Here is a 19,036-nt window from a genome sequence, read left to right on the forward strand (position 1 = left end):
GCCATCCTGACGCTTCCCGGCCTGTGCTATGCTCATCGGCAAAATCACAGAAACATGGCTGCGGGAGCGGGACATGAAGCTCTTCGGGAACGAACGCGTGGTGCTGGCGGATGATCCGGCCACCGCGGAGCGTCTGGGATGGACCGTGCGCAGGCGGTCCGCCCCGGCACCGGAGATCGTCCTGGCGCCGGTGGCCGGCGACCCCCGGCGGGAACCCTGGATCGCCCAGGGGCGGGTCCCCCCCGGCGGGGGTGCCGGCATCCTCTGGAAAGGGCATGGGCGGGACTGGACCTACCTCCGGGAGGCGCCCGGCGTGGACCGGTACCTGCGGGCCCTGGCCAGGCCGCCCAGGGTGCGCGACTTCACCGTGGGCATCTCGGGGCTGGGCCGGGTGGGGGGCCTCGCCGCCTCCGCGCTTTCGGCCGCGGCCACCGCCCACACCCGCATCGGCACCCTCCTGCTCCACGACTGCGATGCCGGCAACCTCGAGCGCATGGTTCAGGAGCTGGGCTCCGTGGCCAGCTGGAGGGGAAACTCCCCGCTGCCCCGGGTCGAGGCCGCGGGCCTTCCGGAGATGATGCGGCACTGCGACGCGTTCCTGTTCGCCGCGGCCAGCGCGGTGCCCCCTCTGGGCACCCCGGGGGACGTGCGCCTTCCCCAGTTCCAGCCCAACCGGGCCTGCCTGCAGGGGGCCCTGGACGCGGCCAACGCGGAGGGCTACGCGGGCCTCTTCCTGATGGTCTCCGACCCCGTGGAGGTCCTGGCCCAGACCGCGTTCCACGACAGCAACGCCCCCGGTGGGGCCTGGCTGGGCACGGGGCTCGCCCCGGAGCGCCTGGGAGGCCTGGCCCTGGGCGTGATGTGGGGCCGGGCCATGGCCGAGGCCGCGGCCGTGGGCCAGCGGGAGCGCGTGGCCCGCACGGGCGTGCCCTACGGACCCCATTCCGCCGAGGTGCTGGTCTTCGACGACCCCGCCGCACCGGACCCGGCCCTCTGCGAGGCCATGACCCGCACGGCGCGCACCGGCAACTACCGGGTGCGGGACCTGGGCTTCCTCCCGTACATCGGGCCGGCCCTCTCCTCCATCGTGCTCACGCTCCCCGAGCTCCTCGCGGGCAAGGAGGTGCTGGCCAGCAGCTTCGTGGACGGCGTCTACTTCGGCGCGCCCTGCAGGCTCCGATGGGGCCTTTCGCCCACGCGAAGGCGCATCGCCCCGGAGGTCCGCGGGCAGCTGGAGGACCTCCACCTGCTGCTGCGGAACCGGATGTCGGGCCTGGGGATCGCCTTCTAGCGCCGCCGGGCGCTAGTTGATGGTGAACACCTCCACGGTGTACGCGTGCCAGTCGAAGGCGGTGCCGTTCTTCACGGGGCGCACCCAGATGCGGGCGCCTCCGTAGGAGCCGGCGGCGGGGGGCGCCAGAAGGGTGGCCCACTGGGCGTGGTCCACCGGGGCCTGGAACGTGAACAGGCGGGTGGCGCCGTTCCAGGTCACGGACTCCACCACGGTCTGGAGATCCCCGGTGAAGTCCAGGGTCACCGTCATGGGGGAGAAGGCGGGCCCGGCGAAGGGCGTCTGGTAGCTGATTCCCAGGGTTCCGGAACCGGCCGCGGGGCCGTCGGAGTAGGCCTTGGTGATGACGGCAACGGGGAGCCGTTCGGGCGCCAGGATCAGCTGGTGGACCTGCCAGGAGCCGGAGACCGTGTCCCAGGCGAGGTTGGCGTATCCGGCCGCGGGGAGCCTGGCGGCATTGGCGGCGGCGAGGGTGTCCACCAGGTCCTGCACCACGCTGCTGGCGCCTGACGGAAGGCCGAAGTACCACCAGCTGAAGGGGCTGGCGGTGCCCTGTTCGTAGGCCCAGGTGCGGGCGCCGGGGTCGTCCGGGCCGTTCACGATGCCGCCGGCCATGGGCAGGTGGGTCAGGGCGGGCCACCCGAAGGTGAGTCCCGTGGCGGTGGCGGAGGTGACGAAGCCCTCGTCATGGGCGTTGTTGACGTTGACCGCCGTGGCCGTGGTGCCGGCGCTGTCCAGCTGCACGTCCACGCGGACCCCGCGCCAGATGTTCCGGAGGGGGGCGGTGCCCGTGCCCATGGCCACGGTGCTGTGGAAGGTCCACACCGTGCCTGCATCCACCTTCACGGTCTGGCCCAGCCAGCGCTCCCGCAGGGTGCTGGCGGCGACGTTCTTCGTGAACACGGTGAAGGAGCTGCCGGCGAGGTCGACGCGGCGCACGAGGCCCTCGGGGGTTCTCGCGGGGAGGGTGGCCGCGTCGGCGGCGTACCACACGCGCCGGGCGTAGAGGCTCCCGTCGGCGTTGAGGTTCGAGGCCACCAGCGCGTAGGCGCCGGCCTTGAGGCCCGCCAGGGTGCCGGCGGCCTTGGCGTCGGCGTCCAGGTAGATGGTGCCGGCGTCCACCCCGTAGGTGAAGGAGGCGCCCCGGGCGTCGGTGAGGGTGAACCCGGTGGCGGTGGCGGCGGTCACCTTCCCCAGCTTGCGGGCGAACTGCAGGTCCTGGATGTTCGCGGGCAGGGCCTTGTGGCGCACCTGGAGGTTGAGGATGACCTTCTGCACGCCGCCGATGGTCTCCTGGACGATGGAGAGGGGATGGGCGAGGTCGAAGTCGGCCTGCAGGCTGGCCGTGGCGCCCGCGGCCACCGTCAGGGACGGGTCGATGACCACGTTGATCTGGCCCTTGCCGGAGGGGTCGATGACGGTGATGTCGGCGGCGGGAATGGCGGTCCCGCCGTCGTCCACGAGGATCATGGAGGCGGGCGTGGTGTCGATGGTGAGCTGGAGCCGGTCGTAGGTGCCCGCGGCCACGGGGACCTTGCCCAGGAGCTCGGCCACGCTGGCGAGATCCACGAGGTTCACCATGCCCGAGGCGGGGTTGGCCGGGTCCGCGGCCCACACCTGGGTCCAGGCCTGGTCGGCCTGGTTGCGCAGGCTCGCGGTCTTGAGCACCACCGACACCTGCTGCCAGGAATCGGAGGGGGCGTCGGTGACGGCGAGGTTCAGGCTGCCGGTGCCCGCGGCGTGGGCGGGCCGGGTCCCGCTGGCGGTGCCGCCGCACGCGGCCAGGATGCCGAGTGCCGCCAGGGCGGTCAGGAGGACCCCGGATCGGAAGGAACGGGAAACGTTCATCGGATACTCCACTGGAAGAAGGGGGAACATCCATGTTCCAGAGTGGACAGTGCCAAAGGATGACTCCTGGAGAAGGCACGGTAAAGGGTACGGAACGGATTTTTCCCCCGGGTGCAGCGTGCGGGATGGTCCGGACCCCGCCCGCCCCGGTAGACTGGAACCCAAGCAGGGCCCCCATGGCGGAATGGCAGACGCTGGCGACTTAAAATCGCCCTCCAGCAATGGAATCCCGGTTCGACCCCGGGTGGGGGCACCATGCCCGCGGCTGGAACCGGCAACGCGGGAGGGACCTCCGGACGAGTCCTTGCAAAGAGGAGAATTAGATCAACTTTTCCGGCCGTGCCACCGATAGGTTCCTCAGCGGGCTTTTGCCCGCTCGGTGCTCCGGAGACTCGGAATGGAAAACCACCACGGTTCTGGGGGCAACCTGTCTGGATACTTCCGGAACGGAGGGCTCTGCCTCCTCCTGGCCCTGGCCCTCGCATGCGGCGGCGGGGGAGGTGGCGGAGGAACGACCGCTCCGGCGGCGCCCGCGGTCCCCGCCATCGGCTCCTTCGTTCCCAGCCCGGCGACGGTCGTGCCCGGGCAGGCCTCCACCCTCTCCTGGACCGTGAGCGGGGCCACCTCGGTGATCATCGATCACGGCGTGGGCGCCGTCCCGGGCACCTCCGCAACCGTCAGCCCCGCCTCCACCACCGTGTACACCCTCACGGCCGCCAACGCCTCCGGCACATCCACCGCCGCCGCCACCGTCACCGTGGTCCCCCCCGCGGGCATCGCCAGTTTCACGGCGGCCAGGAGCATCCTCACCGCGGGCGCGGCCACGACCCTCACGCCCGTGTTCACGGCGGCCACCGGAGCCGCCATCGACCAGGGCGTGGGCGCCGTGACCTCGGGCACGCCCGTCACCGTGGCGCCCGCCGCCACCACCACCTACACGCTCTCCGTGCAGGGCGCGGGCGGCACGGTCACCTCGGCGGTGACGGTCACGGTGGTGGCGGCCCCCGCCATCGCCGCCTTCACGGCGGTCCCCGGCGCCGTCCTGCCGGGGGGCGCGGGCCAGCTGTCGGCGGTCTACGCCGGAGGGACCGGGACCGTCGACCACGGCCTCGGCGCCCTGCCCAGCGGCGGCACCCTGGCCACCGGGGCCCTGGCGGCCACCACGGACTTCCGCCTCACCGTCACCAACGCGGCCGGCGACGCCGCCACGGCCCTGGCCACGGTGGCCGTGGGACCCGGCGTGGCGATCACCTCCTTCGCCGCCTCCCCGTCCACGATCACCGCAGGCGCCGGAACCGTCCTCACCCCCGGCTTCGTGAACGCCGCCTCCGCGGCCATCGACCCGGGCGTGGGCGCCGTGGCCAGCGGCACCGGCTATCCGGTGACCCCTTCGGCCACCACCACCTACACCCTGTCGGCCACCGGCCTCGGAGGCCCCGTCACCCGGTCCCTGGCGGTCACCGTGGTCCCCCCCGCGGCGGTCGCGTCCTTCACCTCGGCGGTCCCGCGCGTCGTGGCCGGCACCGCCACCACCCTCACCCCCGTCTTCTCCGGCGGCTCGGGCAGCATCGACCACGGCGTGGGCGCCGTCGCCAGCGGCGCGCCGGTCCCCACGGGCGGCCTCGCGGCGGCGACGACCTTCACCCTCACGGTGACCAACCCGGCCGGGGACGCCGTCACGGCCACGGCGGCCGTCGGGGTGGACTGCCAGGTCACCTATCTGGCGGGAGCCGGCGGTTCCATCCTCGGCGCCGGGACCCAGACGGTGGCGCCCGGCGGGACCTGCTCGGCCGTGACGGCGGTGCCGGCCGCGGGCTGGCACTTCACCCAGTGGAGCGACGGGTCCGCGGCCAACCCCCGGACGGATGCGGCCGTGGCCGGGAACCTCACGGTGACGGCTGGATTCGGCATAAACGCCTATGCTCTCGCCTATGCGGCCGGCGCCAACGGGAGCCTCTCCGGCGTCCCGGCCCAGACGGTCGCCTACGGCGCCAGCGGAACCCCCGTGACGGCGGTGCCGGCCACGGGTTGGCACTTCGCCCAGTGGAGCGACGGGTCCGCGGCCAACCCCCGGACCGACTCCGCGGTGGCCGGTGACGTCTCGGTCACGGCCTCATTCGTCATCAACGCCTATTCGCTGGCCTACGCGGCGGGGGCCAACGGCTCGCTCGCCGGCGCCGCCTCCCAGACCGTCAACCACGGCGCCTCGGGCTCCGCCGTCACGGCGGTGCCGGCCCCGGGCTTCCACTTCACCCAGTGGAGCGACGGCTCCGCCGCCAATCCCCGCACCGACGCCGCGGTGGCCGGCAACCTCGCCGTGTCGGCCGGGTTCGCCGTCGACACCTGGACCCTGGCCTATGCCGCCGGAGCCAACGGCTCCATCTCGGGCTCCGCGTCCCAGACCGTGGACCAGGGGTCCTCCGGCTCCGCCGTCACGGCCGTGCCCGCCACCGGCTACGCCTTCGTGCAGTGGAGCGACGGTTCCGTGGCCAACCCGCGCACCGATGCCGCGGTGGCGGGGAACCTCTCCGTCACCGCCTCCTTCGCCATCCGGACCTTCACGGCCACGTTCGCCGCCGGCACCGGCGGGTCCTTGGGCGGCAGCACCTCCCAGACCGTGGCCTACGGCGGCAGCGCCACGGCGGTGACCGCCATCCCGGGCGGGGGCTACTCCTTCCTGAACTGGACGGGCCCGGGCGGCTTCGCCTCCACCGCGGCCAATCCCCTGACGGTCGCGAACGTGACGTCCGACCTGGCCATCACGGCCAACTTCACGACGCTGTTCGTGGTCCAGTTCGCCGCGGGCTCCAACGGGTCCCTGACCGGATCCACGAGCCAGGCCATCGCCTCGGGGGGGAGCGCCAGCGCCGTCACCGCCGTCCCGGCCGCGGGCTACGCCTTCCTCAACTGGACCGGGACCGGCGGCTTCGCGACGACCTCCGCCAACCCCCTCATCCTCGGCAACGTCACCGCGAACATGACGGTCACGGCGAACTTCTCGCGCCTCCCGGTCATCAACAACTTCCATGCGCTCGCGTCCACCATCGGCCGAGGGCAGCAGGCCAACATGGCCTGGAACGCCATGGCCTTCACCACCAGCGCAAGCATCGACAACGGCGTGGGCCCGGTCGCCATCACGACGAGCATGGCCCAGACGTACCCGATGGTCACCACCACCTACACGCTCACCGCCGTCAACGCGGTGGGGACCTCCACGGCCTCGGTGACCTTCACGGTCATCCCGCCGCCGGCCATCACCTCCTTCACCGCCAGCCCCGTGGACCTGGCGCCGGGGCAGGCCACCACCCTCTCCTGGGCCGCCACGGACGCCGCCAGCTACAGCATCGATCACGGCGTGGGCGCCGTCGCCGGGACCTCGGTGTCCGTCGTGCCGCCCACGGGCTCCACCACCTACCGGCTCACGGCGACCAGCGCCTACGGCTCCACCTCCGCCACCGTGACCGTGAGCTCGGGTCCCCCGGTCAACCTGGCCTACGGGGTCAATCCGGCGGTCTTCACCCGGAACGCGGCCATCACCCCCGACAGTCCCGCCAATGGGGGCGGGCCGATCACGTCGTACACCGTCGCGCCGGCCCTCCCCGCGGGTCTCGCGCTCGACCCGTCCACGGGCGTGATCAGCGGGACGCCCCAGTCCGCCAACGTGGCCACCTCGTACGTCGTGCGCGGAACCAACAGCTACGGTTCCTGCCAGGCGACCCTGATCCTCACGGTCAACGACGCGGCCCCGGCCTTCTCCTACCCGGCGTGGGCGCACGACTTCCAGCTGAACGCCCCGATCGCCGCCCTGGCCCCCGTGAACACGGGCGGGAGCTCCACGTCCTGGAGCATCAGCCCGCCGCTCCCTGCCGGCCTGGCCCTCGACCCCGCCACCGGCCGGATCTCGGGCACCCCCACGGCCACGGCATCCTCCCAGGCGTACACCGTCAGCGCGGCCAATTCGGGCGGCACCGGCAGCGCCTCCGTCACCCTGTCGGTGGCCGTGGGCGCGCCCATCATCACGGTCCAGCCCGCCGGGCAGATCCTGTCGCCCGGCGATCTCCCCTCCCTGGGCGTCACCGCCTCGGGGACCGGGCCGCTCTCCTACCAGTGGTACCGCAACGGCACCGCCATCGGGGGCGCGGGCGCCGGCACCTACGCGCCCCCGGCCTTCCAGGCCGCGGATGACGGGACGATCTACACCGTCTCGGTGAGCGACACGTTCGGCAACACCACAGCAAGCACCCCCGCCACGCTCTCGCTGCTCCATGACCTCACCGCCTGGCTCACGGCCAACCCCGACGTGGCCGCGGCCATCAAGTGGCAGTTCAAGAGCGCGGATCCGGCCAACTACTACCTCGCCCCCGACGACACCTCCAAGATCGCCTGGGCCGCCTGGAGCCCCGGCCAGAAGGCGGATCTCGAGCAGGCCTACCTGGACGCCGCCGCCTGGTACTCCCAGGGCATGCCGGCCGTGACGATGGTCCCGGGGGGGCCCGGCCTCACGGACCAGCCCGTGAACCTCCACCCCTCCGTGGCCAACGACCTCAGCACCACCTTCGAGCAGGTCTCGCCCGCCTACATGTGGAAGCTCTACACGGCCCACGTGGCCTTCTCCCTCCTGCTGGAGACCTCCCGTCAGGTCCCCTGGAGCGTCAAGGACTACCCCGCGCCCAACCTGGCCTGGATCTTCGACAGCGCCACCATGGCCTGGCTCACGCCGCCCAACACGAACGTCTACTGGATGGGCACCTACGAGAGCGCCTGGGTGCCCTCCCTCCGGGCCAACAACCGCCCCCGCACCTCCTTCGCGGATCCCAGGTGGACCTTCCGCTGGCTCCGCGAGGCCGGGATCCTGGGCTCCACGCGGCTCGCCACCATCGGCGGCACCCTGGACTGGATGCGCCAGAACATGACCCACTTCTTCGGCGGGGACACGTTCGGCAACGACGCCGCCGTATGGCAGTACCGCGGCTGGTCGCCCATCTCCGCCATCGTCTACGGCACCACCGACCTCAACAACCCGGGCTACGGGCTGCGCCACTGGACGGCGGGGTGCCACGGCAGCACGGGCTTCGTGCATTCGGCCCTGCGGGTGGTGAACATCCCCGTCCAGCCCGTCTGGGTCACCGGCCACGAGCTGATGTACTTCATGAGCGAGGACCTCTACATGGACCACGGGGACGATCCCTACAACCAGGTGGTGAAGGCCTCGGGCGCGCCCAGCCTCGGCCTGCTGATCGACTCGGCCACCTGGCGGCAGCGCTTCGGCTCAGACGAGACCGTGAACATCCTGGATCCCAATGATCCGGCCAAGATCTGGATCGGCTACGCGGCCTCCCAGTTCTAGGGATAGAATCTAGGGGTTTCGCTTGCCTGGGGGTTTGAATGAAATATCCGGTTTCCTGGATCCTGGGGCTCTCCCTGGCCGCCGCGGTCGGCGCCCGTGCGGAGGAGCCTCCCAAACCCATCCAGGACAACTCGTTCCTGGTGGAGGAGGCCTACAACCAGGAAGCCGGCGTGGTCCAGCACATCAGCACCTTCAGCCGGAACCGGGTGACGAAGGACTGGCTCTACACCTTCACCCAGGAGTGGCCGGTCCCGGAGATCACCCACCAGCTGAGCTACACCCTGCCGTACCAGCGGATCCAGGACTCCCCCGACGGGCGCAGCGCCCTGGGGGACGTGCTCCTCAACTACCGGTACCAGCTCCTCGGGGACGGGGACGCGCCGGTGGCCGTGGCCCCGCGCTTCTCCCTGGTGCTGCCCACCGGCGACCAGCGGCAGCTGCGCGGCAACGGGGCCATCGGCTACCAGGTCCTCCTGCCCGTGAGCGTGGTGCTCGCCAGGTCCCTGGTCACCCACTGGAACCTGGGCGCCACCTGGACTCCCGGCGCGAAGAACGCCGCGGGTGACAAGGCCGACATCACCACCTGGACCATGGGCCAGAGCTTCATCTGGCTCGCCCACCCCAACGCCAACGCCATGCTGGAATTCGCGTTCTCCAGCGGGGAGACCGTGGCCGGACCCGGACTCAAGGGCAGGACGGACGCCTTTTTCATCAGTCCCGGCGTGCGCTTCGCCCTCAATTTCAAGAGCGGCCTCCAGATCGTGCCGGGGCTGGCCTTCCCCATCGGCGTGGGGCCCAGCAAGGGGGACAAGTCCGTGTTCTTCTACCTGAGCTTCGAGGCCCCCATGTGGACCCCCCGCAAGTAGGACCCCATTCGTTGCTAGACTCGTGGGATGCCCGAGTATCCCCCCGACCATCCCCTGCTCCGCAACCTCAACGACCCCCAGAAGGAGGCCGTCACCCACGTGGACGGCCCCCTCCTGATCCTGGCCGGGGCCGGTTCGGGGAAGACCACCGTGATCACGCGGCGCATCGCCTGGCTCATCGAGGAGGTGGGGGTGCGCCCCGCCTCCATCCTGGCCATGACGTTCACCAACAAGGCCGCGGGCGAGATGGCCGAGCGCGTGCAGCGCATGGTCCACGTGCCCGCCGAGCAGCTCTGGGTGAGCACCTTCCACAGCTTCTGCACCCGCATCCTCCGCCGCGAGGGGGACCGCACGCCCGTGGGCCGCGACTTCGTGATCTTCGACCCCTCCGACCAGCGGAGCCTCGTCAAGCAGGTGCTGGCGGACCTGAAGCTCCCCGAGAAGCAGTTCCACCCCAAGAAGGTCCTGGAGGTGATCTCCGACTTCAAGAACCGGTGCCTGCTCCCCGAGGAGGCCATGGACGAGGCGATGGACCCGTGGACCCGGAAGGTGCTGGAGGCCTACCGGGGCTACCAGAACGGCCTGAAGAGCCACAAGGCCTGCGATTTCGACGATCTCCTGCTGCACACGGAACGGTTCCTGCGGGACCCGGCCGTCCAGACGATTTATGCCGAGCGGTTCCGCTACATCCTGGTGGACGAGTACCAGGACACGAACAGGGCCCAGTACCTGATGGTCCAGCACCTGGCGAGGCAGCACCGGAACCTCTGCGTCGTCGGGGACGAAGACCAGAGCATCTATAAATGGCGCGGGGCCGACATCAAGAACATCCTCGATTTCCAGGCCGACTTCCCCAACGCCGTGCAGATCAAGCTGGAGCAGAACTACCGGTCCACCCAGCTGATCCTGGACGCCGCCAGCACCGTCATCGCCAACAACACCCAGCGCCTGGGCAAGACCCTCTGGACGGACCTGGGCCTGGGGGAGCGCATCACCTTCAAGCTCCTGGACGAGGGGCGGCTGGAGGCCGAGTACGTGGTGGACCGCATCCGGCAGGAGCGCCACCGCTTCCCCAACGCCCGCATGGCGGTGCTCTACCGCGCCAACTGGCAGTCCCGGCAGCTGGAGGAGGCCCTGCGGGCCCAGAACATGCCTTACAAGCTCGTGGGCGGCGTGAAGTTCTACGAGCGCCAGGAGGTCAAGGACCTGCTGGCCTACCTGCGGCTGGTCTGCAATCCCTTCGACCTCGTGAGCTTCCGGCGCTCGGTGAATTCCCCCACCCGGGGCGTGGGCGCCACGACCCTGGCCCGCATCGAGGCCGCCATTCCCGACGGCGGCACCGCGCTCCAGGCCACCGTGGCCCTCCTGCGCTCCGGGGAGCTCAAGGGCCGCGCCCAGCGGGAGCTGGGGCGGTACGTGGACCTCTTCCGGCGGGCCGCGGACGAGGCGAATTCCCTGAGCCTCTCGGGCCTCGTGCGCTGGGTCCTGGTGGAATCAGGCTACGTGCAGATGCTGGAGGAGGAGGCCACCCTGGAGGCCGAGACCCGCCTGCGCAACCTGGAGGAATTCGTCTCCGCCGCGGCCGAGGCCGAGACCCTGGGGCTGCGCCTGGCGGAGTTCCTGGACCGGGTGACCCTGGCGTCGGATTCCGACGAGCTGGAGGAGGCCTCGCTGCTGTCCCTCATGACCATCCACTGCGCCAAGGGGCTGGAATTCCCGGTCGTGTTCCTCGTGGGCCTCGAGGAGGACGTCTTTCCCAACCGCAACGCCCGCGAGGCCGAGGACGGCCTGGAGGAGGAGCGCCGGCTCTTCTACGTGGCCATCACCCGCGCCCAGACCAAGCTCTACCTCACCGCCGCGCGCCGGCGCCGGGCCATGGGCCAGGAGATGCTGGGCATGCCCAGCCGCTTCCTGCGCGAACTGCCCGAGGAGGGCCTGGAGACGCCCATCCGGTGGGGCACGGAGCTGTACCGGTCCGGCCAGGGCAACTTCCCGTCCCAGCGCCCCGCCTCGGGCGGCGGCAGCAGCGTGGCCTCGGAGCTGGGGCGCATCCGCAGCTTCTTCAGCCAGGCGCGTCTTCCGGAGCCGCCCGCGCCGGAGGCCGAAGACGGGGCCCCGCCCGAGGAGCCGCCCCACCCTCCCGCGGGGAGCTGGCCCAAGGGCACCCGGGTGCTGAGCCCCCGGTTCGGCCGGGGGGTCATCACCGCAGCCTCGGGCAGCGGCGACATGCTGACCTACACCATCCGGTTCCAGGAGGGCGAGAAGCGCATCGTCGCGCGGTTCGGGATGCTGGAAAGGGAGCCGTAGATGTTCAAGCCGCTGATTCTTGCGGTCCTGGCGACCTTCGCCCTCATGGGGCAGGACACCGTCGTGGTGCTGATCCACCATGCCGAAAAGGGCGCCAGGTCCTCCAACGCGCACCTGTCCTCCCGGGGGCTCCGCCGCGCCGGGGACCTGGTGGACGAACTCGCCGCCTTCAAGCCCGCGGCGATCTTCGCCACGGAGGTTTGGCGCACCCAGCAGACCGTGGCGCCCCTTGCCGACAGGCTCGGGCTCAAGGCGGAGATCCGCGCCCGGGGCGAGGAGGCCGCGGTGGGCCAGGAGGTCCTGGAGAACTGGAAGGGCCGGACCGTGGTCATCTGCGGCCATTCCGATACCCTGGCCACCCTGGCGGGGGCCCTGGGGTTCCGTGGCTTCTTCCCCGAAGTGCGGGCCTATGACCGCCTCTGGGTCCTCACCGTTCCAGGCGGGCCCGGTCCGGTGACCCTCGAGGAGCGCACGCAGAAGTCGGTCGCACGGCCCTGGTCCCGTGGGTTATAGTTGGACGGATTCCCTTCCCCGTCCACTTCCAGAGGACCTTCGCGTGCCCGACCTCCTTCCGGCGTCCGTGTCTTCCCCCTTCGCTGGGCGACGGGTCATGGTCGTGGAGGACAGCGCCACCCAGCGGGTCCACCTGGCCGGCCTGATCCGGGAGCTCGGGGGAGCCGCCCCCCTCGAGGCCGCCAACGGGCTGGAGGCCCTGGCCCAGCTGGAGCGGGAGCCGCTCATCGACCTGATCCTCACCGACCTGGAGATGCCGGTCATGGACGGCGTGGCCTTCATCGGGGAAATGGCCTCCCGGGGCTACCGTCCCGAGCTGGTCATCGTCAGCTCCCAGGAGCAGAACATCCTGCGCTCCGTCCGCCTCATGGCCGTGACCTTCGGCCTGTCGGTGGCGGGCTTCGTGCAGAAGCCCGTCTTCCGCGAGGACCTGCTGAAGGTCCTTTCGGGCCCGCCCTTCCTGGGCCGGTCCGCGCCGGTGCCGGCCGTCCAGGGCGCCATCGGCCTGGACGAGATCCGCAAGGGACTCCGGGACGGCGAATTCCTCTGCTTCTTCCAGCCCCAGCTGACCTTCCAGGGAGCGCACCTGAAGGGCGTGGAGGCGCTCCTCCGGTGGCGCCACCCGCAGTCCGGGCTGCTGGGCCCAGGCGCCTTCCTGACCCAGGCGGAGACGGACACGGAGCTCATGTCCGGGCTCACCCTCCACGTGCTTGAATTCGTGGCGAGGCAATGGCAGGGATGGAACGCCCGCGGCCTCAAGCTGGAAGTCGCCGTGAACCTTTCCGCCCAGTCCCTGAGCGAGCCCGCCTTCGCGGACCGCCTCATGGAGAAGGTTTCGGACCTGGACATGCCACCCAGGTTCCTGGTCTTCGAGATGACCGAATCGGCCTCGGTTTCGAACCTGGGCCACACCCTCGCCAACCTGAACCGCCTGCGCATGCGAGGCTTCGGCCTGAGCATCGACGACTTCGGCACCGGCTTCGCCACCTTCGAGCAGCTCGAGCGGATTCCCTTCACCGAGCTCAAGATCGACCAGTCCATCACCCGCGGCCTCCCCGGCTCCGAGCGCCACACCATCCTCGCGAGGAACATGCTCCAGATGGCCAAGGACCTGCACCTCACCTCGGTGGCCGAGGGCATCGAGACCCAGGAGACGTGGGACGCGCTCAAGGCCCTGGGCTGCGACCGGGGCCAGGGCTACTTCCTGGGCCGGCCCATGCCGGGGGCGCAGCTCAAGGACTGGGTCCTGGCGGGTAGGTCCCACCTGAAGTAGCCTTCAGGACAGGCCGGTGATGTTCCCGTCCTCGTCGATGTCGATGAGTTCGGCCGCGGGGACCTTGGGGAGGCCGGGCATCGTCATGATGTCCCCGGTCAGGACCACCACGAAGCCCGCGCCCGCCGACACCCGCACGTCCCGCACGGCGAGGGTGAAGCCCTCGGGCCGGCCCCGGAGCAGAGGGTCCGTGGAGAAGGAGTACTGGGTCTTGGCCAGGCACACCGGGAGGTGGCCGAAACCCGCGGCCTCCAGGTCGGCGAAGGCCTTCTGGACCTTGGCGTCGCCCTTGATGTCCTTGGCGCCGTAGATCCGGCGGGCCACGGCGCGGACCTTCTCCCAGAGGGGGAGCTCCGCGGGGTAGGTGAAGGCCAGGGCGGGGCGGGGCCCTCGGGTGAGGGCCAGGACCTCCCCGGCCAGGTCCACCGCGCCTTCGCCGCCCCGGGCCCAGTGGTCGGCGCGCACGGCCTTCACGCCCAGTGCGGCGCAGGCCTCCTCGATGGCCCCGGTCTCCTCGGGGGTGTCGGCGGTGAAGTGGTTGATGGCCACCACCACGGGCAGGCCCCAGGCCTGGATGTTCTCGAGGTGCTTGACGAGGTTGGGCAGACCCCGGCGCACGGCCCCCGCGTCGGGGCGCGCCAGGTCGGCCTTGGCCACGCCGCCGTGCATCTTGAGGGCGCGCACCGTGGCCACCAGCACCACGACGTCGGGCACCAGGCCCGACTGCCGGCACATGATGTCCAGGAACTTCTCGGCGCCCAGGTCCGCGCCGAAGCCCGCCTCGGTGACGACGAAATCCGCCAGGCCCATGGCCATCCGGGTGGCGATGAGGCTGTTGCAGCCGTGGGCGATGTTGGCGAAGGGGCCTCCGTGCACCAGGGCGGGGTTGTTCTCCAGGGTCTGGACGAGGTTGGGCTTGACGGCGTCCTTGAGGAGGGCGGCCATGGCGCCGTGGACCTTCAGCTGGGAGGCCAGCACGGGCTTGCGGTCCCTGGTGTAGGCCACGATCATGCGGCCCAGGCGCTCCTTGACCTCGTGAAGGGACTCGGAGAGGCAGAACACCGCCATGACCTCGGAGGCCACGGTGATGTCGTAGCCGGTCTCCCGCGGGGCGCCGTTGGCCGTGCCCCCGAGGCCCACCACGATCTGGCGGAGGGCCCGGTCGTTCATGTCCACCACCCGCCGCCACACGACCCGCCCGGGGTCGATGTCCAGGGCGTTGCCGGAGACGAGGTGGTTGTCGATGACGGCCGAGAGCAGGTTGTGGGCCACGCCGATGGCGTGGAAGTCCCCCGTGAAGTGCAGGTTGATGTCCTCCATGGGCACCACCTGAGCGTAGCCGCCCCCGGCGGCGCCGCCCTTGATGCCGAAGCAGGGGCCCAGGGAGGGCTCGCGGATGCAGAGCATCGCCTTCTTCCCCAGGCGGGCCAGGGCGTCGGTGAGGCCGATGGTGGTGGTGGTCTTCCCCTCGCCCGCGGGGGTGGGGGTGATGGCGGTGACCAGGACCAGCCTGCCCTGGGGGCCGCCACGGAGGCGCCGGTAGAGGTCCAGGGAGATCTTCGCCTTGGTGCGGCCGTGGGGCTCCAGGTCGGGTTCGGGAATGCCGAGCTTCGCGGCGATCTCCCCGATGGGCAGCATGGCGGCGTGGCGGGCGATGTCGATGTCGGCGGGGACGGGGCTGTGCATAAAAAAATTACCTCGATTGAAAAAATTTTATCATGCCCGCGCCTTCCGTCTCCAGGCCTTGGCCTCCTCCCTGGCGAGGCGGGCCAGGGCGCCGGCCTCTCCGCCGCCGTAGGCCACGGCGTCGGCCTCCCGCGCCAGGGCCTCCAGGTGGGCCGAGCGATCGGGGCGCTGCGCTCCCAGGCGCGAGAGCCAGACCCGGGCCGTCTCGCCCGGGGCCGGGAGCCGTTCCCGGCCCGCCGCGCGCAGCAGGGGCCCAAGCTGGGGGAGCCGGCCGGGGCTTCCGGGTCCGCCCGGGGCCCGGGGCAGCAGGGCCCGCGCCGCCCAGGCCAGGGCCGCCAGGGCGGCCACCGCGGCGGTGAAGGCGAGCCCGGCGCGCAGGGGTTCCCGCAGCCTGTCCGGTGCCATGCCGCCCACCTTGGCCTGGAGCCATTCGAGGCCGGCCACCTGATCCTCGTCCGAGAACCGCACCACGTTGCGGTCCCAGGCGAAACGCGCGGAGTCCGCCAGGCGCGCCATGGCCGACATGAACGAACCCGAGCCCAGGGCCGAAGGCGGCGCGGCCGGGGTGGGATCCTCGGTCCTCCAGGCCCGCAGGTCCGGATCGTAGTACTCCACCCAGCTGTGGGCCTCGTTCCGGGTCACGAGGTAGTAGCCGCCCCCCCCGATCCAGGTCCCCAGCCGGTAGCCGTTGACCACCCGCGCCGGGACCCCGCGGCGGCGGAGCATCACGGCCAGCGCGGAGGCGAAGTACTCGCAGTGCCCGGCCCGGGTGCGCTCCAGGAAGTCCGCCAGGGGGTTGGCGGCCCCGCCCGAGGGGTTGTCCAGGGTGTAGCGGAAGGTGCGCAGGGCGCTGGAGAGCCGCGCCGCCAGCTCGCGCGGGGGGAGGTCTCCCGGGGCCGTGGCCAGGCTCCACCGCAGGGCGCTCCCGGTGTCCCCGCCCGCGCGGGTGAGGAAGTCGCGCCGGGCCCCGCCGGGGAGCCGCTCCGGCTCGCCTTCCTGGGGCACGACCGAGAGCTTGAGGGGCAGGATGCGGCGCATGGGGAACCACCACCGCACCGAGGCGCCCGGCCCGGCCCGGAGGCGCTCCCCTTCGGGCGGGAACAGGATGGTGCGGCCGTAGGGGAGGGGGATGACGGGCAGCGGGCTGGGGCTGATGAACGCCTCGGCGGAGAGGGCCGCCCCGCCATGCCCGGCCTCGTTCCACAGGGCCGAGGGATTGCGGGGCGTGGCCTCGGAGACCTCCCACCGCTGCCCGTCCAGCTCCTCCAGGACCACGGCCCGCAGGAGCGCGAAGGCCCGTTCGAAGCCGGGCTGCCCCGGACCGGGGACGATTCGCAGGGCCACCTCGCCCCCGCCCTGGATGGGCCCCCCGCCCGCGAGGTCCAGGACGTCGCTGAGCCCGGCGCGTCCCCCCGCGAGCCCATGGACGCCCAGGGGCAGGCCCCGCACGCCCATGCGCAGCCGCGGCAGCACCACGAAGAACCCGGCCGCCATGACGACGACCGCCGCCAGCCAGGCAGGAGCCTTTCGGAAGGGCGCCGGGTGGACGGGTCCGTGGCGCAGGAGGGCGGACTTCTCCCAGTTGAGCTGCATGAGGAACAGCGCGCTGCCCGAGACCCACACCAGGGCCCACACCAGGAAATCCAGCTCGGAGGTGGAGACGGCGGTGGTGAGGAACACGAGGAAGCCCATGAGCAGGAGCTGGCGCCGCTGCGCATCCTCCCGGGGCAGGCACAGCCGTACGCCGCAGAGGGCGAAGAGGGTGTTCACGACGGTGGGCAGCACCCCGGTGCGCGCCGCCACGTGGACGAGGAACACGGCCAGGGCAGCGATCTCCAGCAGGCGCCGGAAGCGGTACAGGGAGCCGCCGCGCCATTCCACGAGGGCCGCTCCCGCCAGGGGCACGGCCATGGCGGTGATCTCCGCGGGGCTGTAGGCGCCGGTGCTGGCGACGGCCCCCCAGGCCATCCATGGGGGGAGGTGGTCCAGCCAGCTCCCCGTCTTCACCCGGGCACCCAGCTGCCCAGGATCGCGGGCCGGGAGGCCCCCGTGACCTCGGCGAGGTTCCCCGGGACGCCCGCGGCGCTGGCGGCGCCCAGAAGGGCCCAGCTCACCGCCTCCCTGGCGCCGGAGGGGAACTGCAGGTCGTCCTGGATGCGGAAGCCCGGAAGCCGTCCGGCGAGTTCCCGGCGCACGCGGCCGTGGAGGGCGCCGCCCCCGGACAGCAGGATCGGGGTGCCCGCGGGCATGGGGGGCGCCCAGGCCCGCAACTCCCGGGCGCAGGCCTCGGCGGTGAAGGCCGCCAGGGTGCCCATGCGGGAAGGGAGGGGGAGGTGCTCCAGGGAGCGCCGCTCCGAGTCCAGCCAGGCCGCGCCGAAGACCTCGCGCCCCGTGGACTTGGGCGGGGGGATGCGGAAGTGGGGATGGGCCAGCCAGGCTTCCAGGAGCGAGTCCTCCACGAAGCCCGAGGCCGAGGCCCCGGCGGGGTCGTAGGGCTTCCCGAGCCAGAGCGTGGCCGCCAGGTCCAGGAGCGTCATGGCGGGCCCCAGGTCCCAGGCCCGCACCTTCGCGCCGTCCCACACCGTGGCGTTGGCGATGCCGCCCAGGTTGAGCGCGATCCAGGGTTCCCTGCGCCCGTGGAGCCAGAGCTCGGTGAGGGGCACCAGGGGCGCTCCCTGGCCGCCCAGGGCCATGTCCCGCCGGCGCAGGTCCCAGACGACCGGACACTGGAGCTTCTCCGCCAGCACGTAGGGATCCGCCAGCTGGAGGGTCGCCCCGCGCACCGGGTGGTGCTGCACCGTCTGGCCGTGGAGCGAGGCCAGGTGGGGCTTCACGCCCAGGGACCGGGACAGCTGGAAGGCCGCGCGCGCGTGATGGTCGCCCAGGTCCCGCTGGAGGATGCAGAGCGCGCCCGGCCTGAGATTGTCGTTGGCGGCGGCCATGACGGTCTCCCGCAGGGCGGGCGGGTAGGGCTCGTGCAGGTGCCCCACGAGGTCGAGGAAGGGGCTGCCGTCCTTGAATCCGGCCGGGTCCACCCGCGCCACCACCGCGTCCACGCCGTCCGCGCTGGTGCCGGACATGAGGCCGAGGACCATCCAGGGGCCCGGCGGGAGGGAGGAGGCGCTGATCATCTCCCGGACAGTATGCCAGTGGAGTTAAGCTGTAGGGCGAGAGGTACGCCATGCAGACGCTCATGCTCACGGAACAGGCCGCCTTCCTTCGCAGGAGGGACGAATCGTCCGGCGGGGGGGGGATGGGCTGTTTCGTAATGCTCCTGGTCATCGGCATCGTCGTGTGGCTCGTGATGCGCGGCCGGCGCGACCGCCAGGAGCAGCTGGGCGCGGCGCACCGCCCCATGGGCTCCGGGCCCGTGGAGGGCTTCACCTTCGCCAATCCCTACCCCAAGTGCCCCACCTGCGGCGCCGCGGGCGACAAGATGAAGCAGCATTACGACGGCCTGCGCAAGGTGACCTGGACCTGCGGCTACTGCGGAGGCACCGCCGGCGTGCAGGAGCTCAAGGACGAGGAGCTGCCCCCCGGCGCCCGCCAGCGGCTGGGCCTGGACGCGCCCCAGGGCCTGGCGCCGGGCCAGCCGGGCTACTACCCCAACCAGGGCGGCGGCGGCATGGGCGGCCTGCTCACCGGGATGATGATCGGCAGCATGATGGGCGGCGGCCACCACGACCGCGACCGGGACGGCTGGAGCGGGGACGGCGGCTCCTCCTCGGGCGGCGACTGGGGCGATTCGGGGGGTTCCTCCTCCTCGGGGGGCGACTGGGGCGACTCGGGCGGCTCCTCGGATTCCGGCGGCGACTGGGGCGATTCGGGCGGCGGGGACTCCGGCGGGAGCGACTTCTGAACCCATAGCAAGGGTTCGTACGGGCAGGCGTCTGCGAAGGCGCTCG

11 protein-coding genes and 1 tRNA gene are annotated in these 19,036 nt (G+C 71.8%); 8 read left to right on the forward strand and 4 right to left on the reverse strand.

Annotation, left to right across the window (positions count from 1 at the left end):
• Positions 1–73: 73 nt before the first annotated feature.
• Positions 74–1,291 carry a hypothetical protein gene (locus RAH40_RS21340; RefSeq protein ID WP_306599654.1) on the forward strand — a complete coding sequence of 406 codons (1,218 nt, stop codon included), beginning with the start codon at positions 74–76 and terminating at the stop codon, positions 1,289–1,291.
• Positions 1,292–1,303: 12 nt separating this feature from the next.
• Here RAH40_RS21340 and RAH40_RS21345 read toward each other — a convergent pair whose 3' ends face one another.
• Positions 1,304–3,139, reverse strand: coding sequence for a DUF4382 domain-containing protein (locus RAH40_RS21345; RefSeq protein ID WP_306599655.1), 1,836 nt, complete (start codon positions 3,137–3,139; stop codon positions 1,304–1,306).
• 170 nt (positions 3,140–3,309) lie between these two features.
• Between RAH40_RS21345 and RAH40_RS21350 the strand changes: the two genes are divergently transcribed.
• The 6 genes from RAH40_RS21350 to RAH40_RS21375 all read left to right on the forward strand — a co-directional run bounded on the left by RAH40_RS21350 (position 3,310) and on the right by RAH40_RS21375 (position 13,445).
• A tRNA-Leu gene (locus RAH40_RS21350) sits at positions 3,310–3,395 on the forward strand.
• A gap of 141 nt (positions 3,396–3,536) precedes the next feature.
• Complete coding sequence (locus RAH40_RS21355; RefSeq protein ID WP_306599656.1) at positions 3,537–8,486, forward strand: putative Ig domain-containing protein; 4,950 nt, start codon at positions 3,537–3,539, stop codon at positions 8,484–8,486.
• A 38-nt stretch (positions 8,487–8,524) separates the two neighbouring features.
• Entirely contained in the window at positions 8,525–9,352 is an 828-nt protein-coding gene (locus tag RAH40_RS21360) for a hypothetical protein (protein ID WP_306599657.1), read from the forward strand.
• Positions 9,353–9,379: 27 nt separating this feature from the next.
• The gene (locus RAH40_RS21365) at positions 9,380–11,659 is read left to right on the forward strand and encodes an ATP-dependent helicase (protein ID WP_306599658.1); all 2,280 of its coding nucleotides are present in this window, start codon (positions 9,380–9,382) and stop codon (positions 11,657–11,659) included.
• The gene (locus RAH40_RS21370) at positions 11,660–12,172 is read left to right on the forward strand and encodes a histidine phosphatase family protein (protein WP_306599659.1); all 513 of its coding nucleotides are present in this window, start codon (positions 11,660–11,662) and stop codon (positions 12,170–12,172) included.
• A gap of 43 nt (positions 12,173–12,215) precedes the next feature.
• Positions 12,216–13,445: an EAL domain-containing protein gene (locus RAH40_RS21375; protein WP_306599660.1), complete on the forward strand. Its 1,230-nt coding sequence runs from the start codon at positions 12,216–12,218 to the stop codon at positions 13,443–13,445.
• A gap of 3 nt (positions 13,446–13,448) precedes the next feature.
• Here RAH40_RS21375 and RAH40_RS21380 read toward each other — a convergent pair whose 3' ends face one another.
• The 3 genes from RAH40_RS21380 to RAH40_RS21390 are packed head-to-tail and all read right to left on the reverse strand — an operon-like array spanning position 13,449 to position 18,262.
• Entirely contained in the window at positions 13,449–15,131 is a 1,683-nt protein-coding gene (locus RAH40_RS21380; RefSeq protein ID WP_306599661.1) for a formate--tetrahydrofolate ligase, read from the reverse strand.
• Between the two features lie 30 nt (positions 15,132–15,161).
• Positions 15,162–17,138, reverse strand: a complete 1,977-nt coding sequence (locus RAH40_RS21385; protein ID WP_306599662.1) for a DUF3488 and transglutaminase-like domain-containing protein — start codon at positions 17,136–17,138, stop codon at positions 15,162–15,164.
• Positions 17,135–18,262 (reverse strand): anhydro-N-acetylmuramic acid kinase, encoded by a 1,128-nt coding sequence (locus tag RAH40_RS21390; protein WP_306599663.1) that lies wholly within the window; start codon positions 18,260–18,262, stop codon positions 17,135–17,137. Before RAH40_RS21390 ends, RAH40_RS21385 begins: the two co-directional genes overlap by 4 nt.
• A 122-nt stretch (positions 18,263–18,384) precedes the next feature.
• Here RAH40_RS21390 and RAH40_RS21395 point away from each other — a divergent pair, with 122 nt between their 5' ends.
• Entirely contained in the window at positions 18,385–18,990 is a 606-nt protein-coding gene (locus RAH40_RS21395; protein ID WP_306599664.1) for a hypothetical protein, read from the forward strand.
• Positions 18,991–19,036 lie beyond the last annotated feature (46 nt).

Source organism: Geothrix sp. 21YS21S-2 (genome assembly GCF_030846775.1).
Classification (GTDB): domain Bacteria; phylum Acidobacteriota; class Holophagae; order Holophagales; family Holophagaceae; genus Mesoterricola.

Coding starts and splice junctions, on each gene's coding strand:
- RAH40_RS21360 (WP_306599657.1), top strand. CDS start 8,525: ATGAAATATCCGGTTTCCTGGATCCTGGGGCTCTCCCTGGCCGCCGCG.
- RAH40_RS21395 (WP_306599664.1), top strand. CDS start 18,385: ATGGGCTGTTTCGTAATGCTCCTGGTCATCGGCATCGTCGTGTGGCTC.
- RAH40_RS21340 (WP_306599654.1), top strand. CDS start 74: ATGAAGCTCTTCGGGAACGAACGCGTGGTGCTGGCGGATGATCCGGCC.
- RAH40_RS21345 (WP_306599655.1), bottom strand. CDS start 3,139: ATGAACGTTTCCCGTTCCTTCCGATCCGGGGTCCTCCTGACCGCCCTG.
- RAH40_RS21365 (WP_306599658.1), top strand. CDS start 9,380: ATGCCCGAGTATCCCCCCGACCATCCCCTGCTCCGCAACCTCAACGAC.
- RAH40_RS21390 (WP_306599663.1), bottom strand. CDS start 18,262: ATGATCAGCGCCTCCTCCCTCCCGCCGGGCCCCTGGATGGTCCTCGGC.
- RAH40_RS21380 (WP_306599661.1), bottom strand. CDS start 15,131: ATGCACAGCCCCGTCCCCGCCGACATCGACATCGCCCGCCACGCCGCC.
- RAH40_RS21355 (WP_306599656.1), top strand. CDS start 3,537: ATGGAAAACCACCACGGTTCTGGGGGCAACCTGTCTGGATACTTCCGG.
- RAH40_RS21370 (WP_306599659.1), top strand. CDS start 11,660: ATGTTCAAGCCGCTGATTCTTGCGGTCCTGGCGACCTTCGCCCTCATG.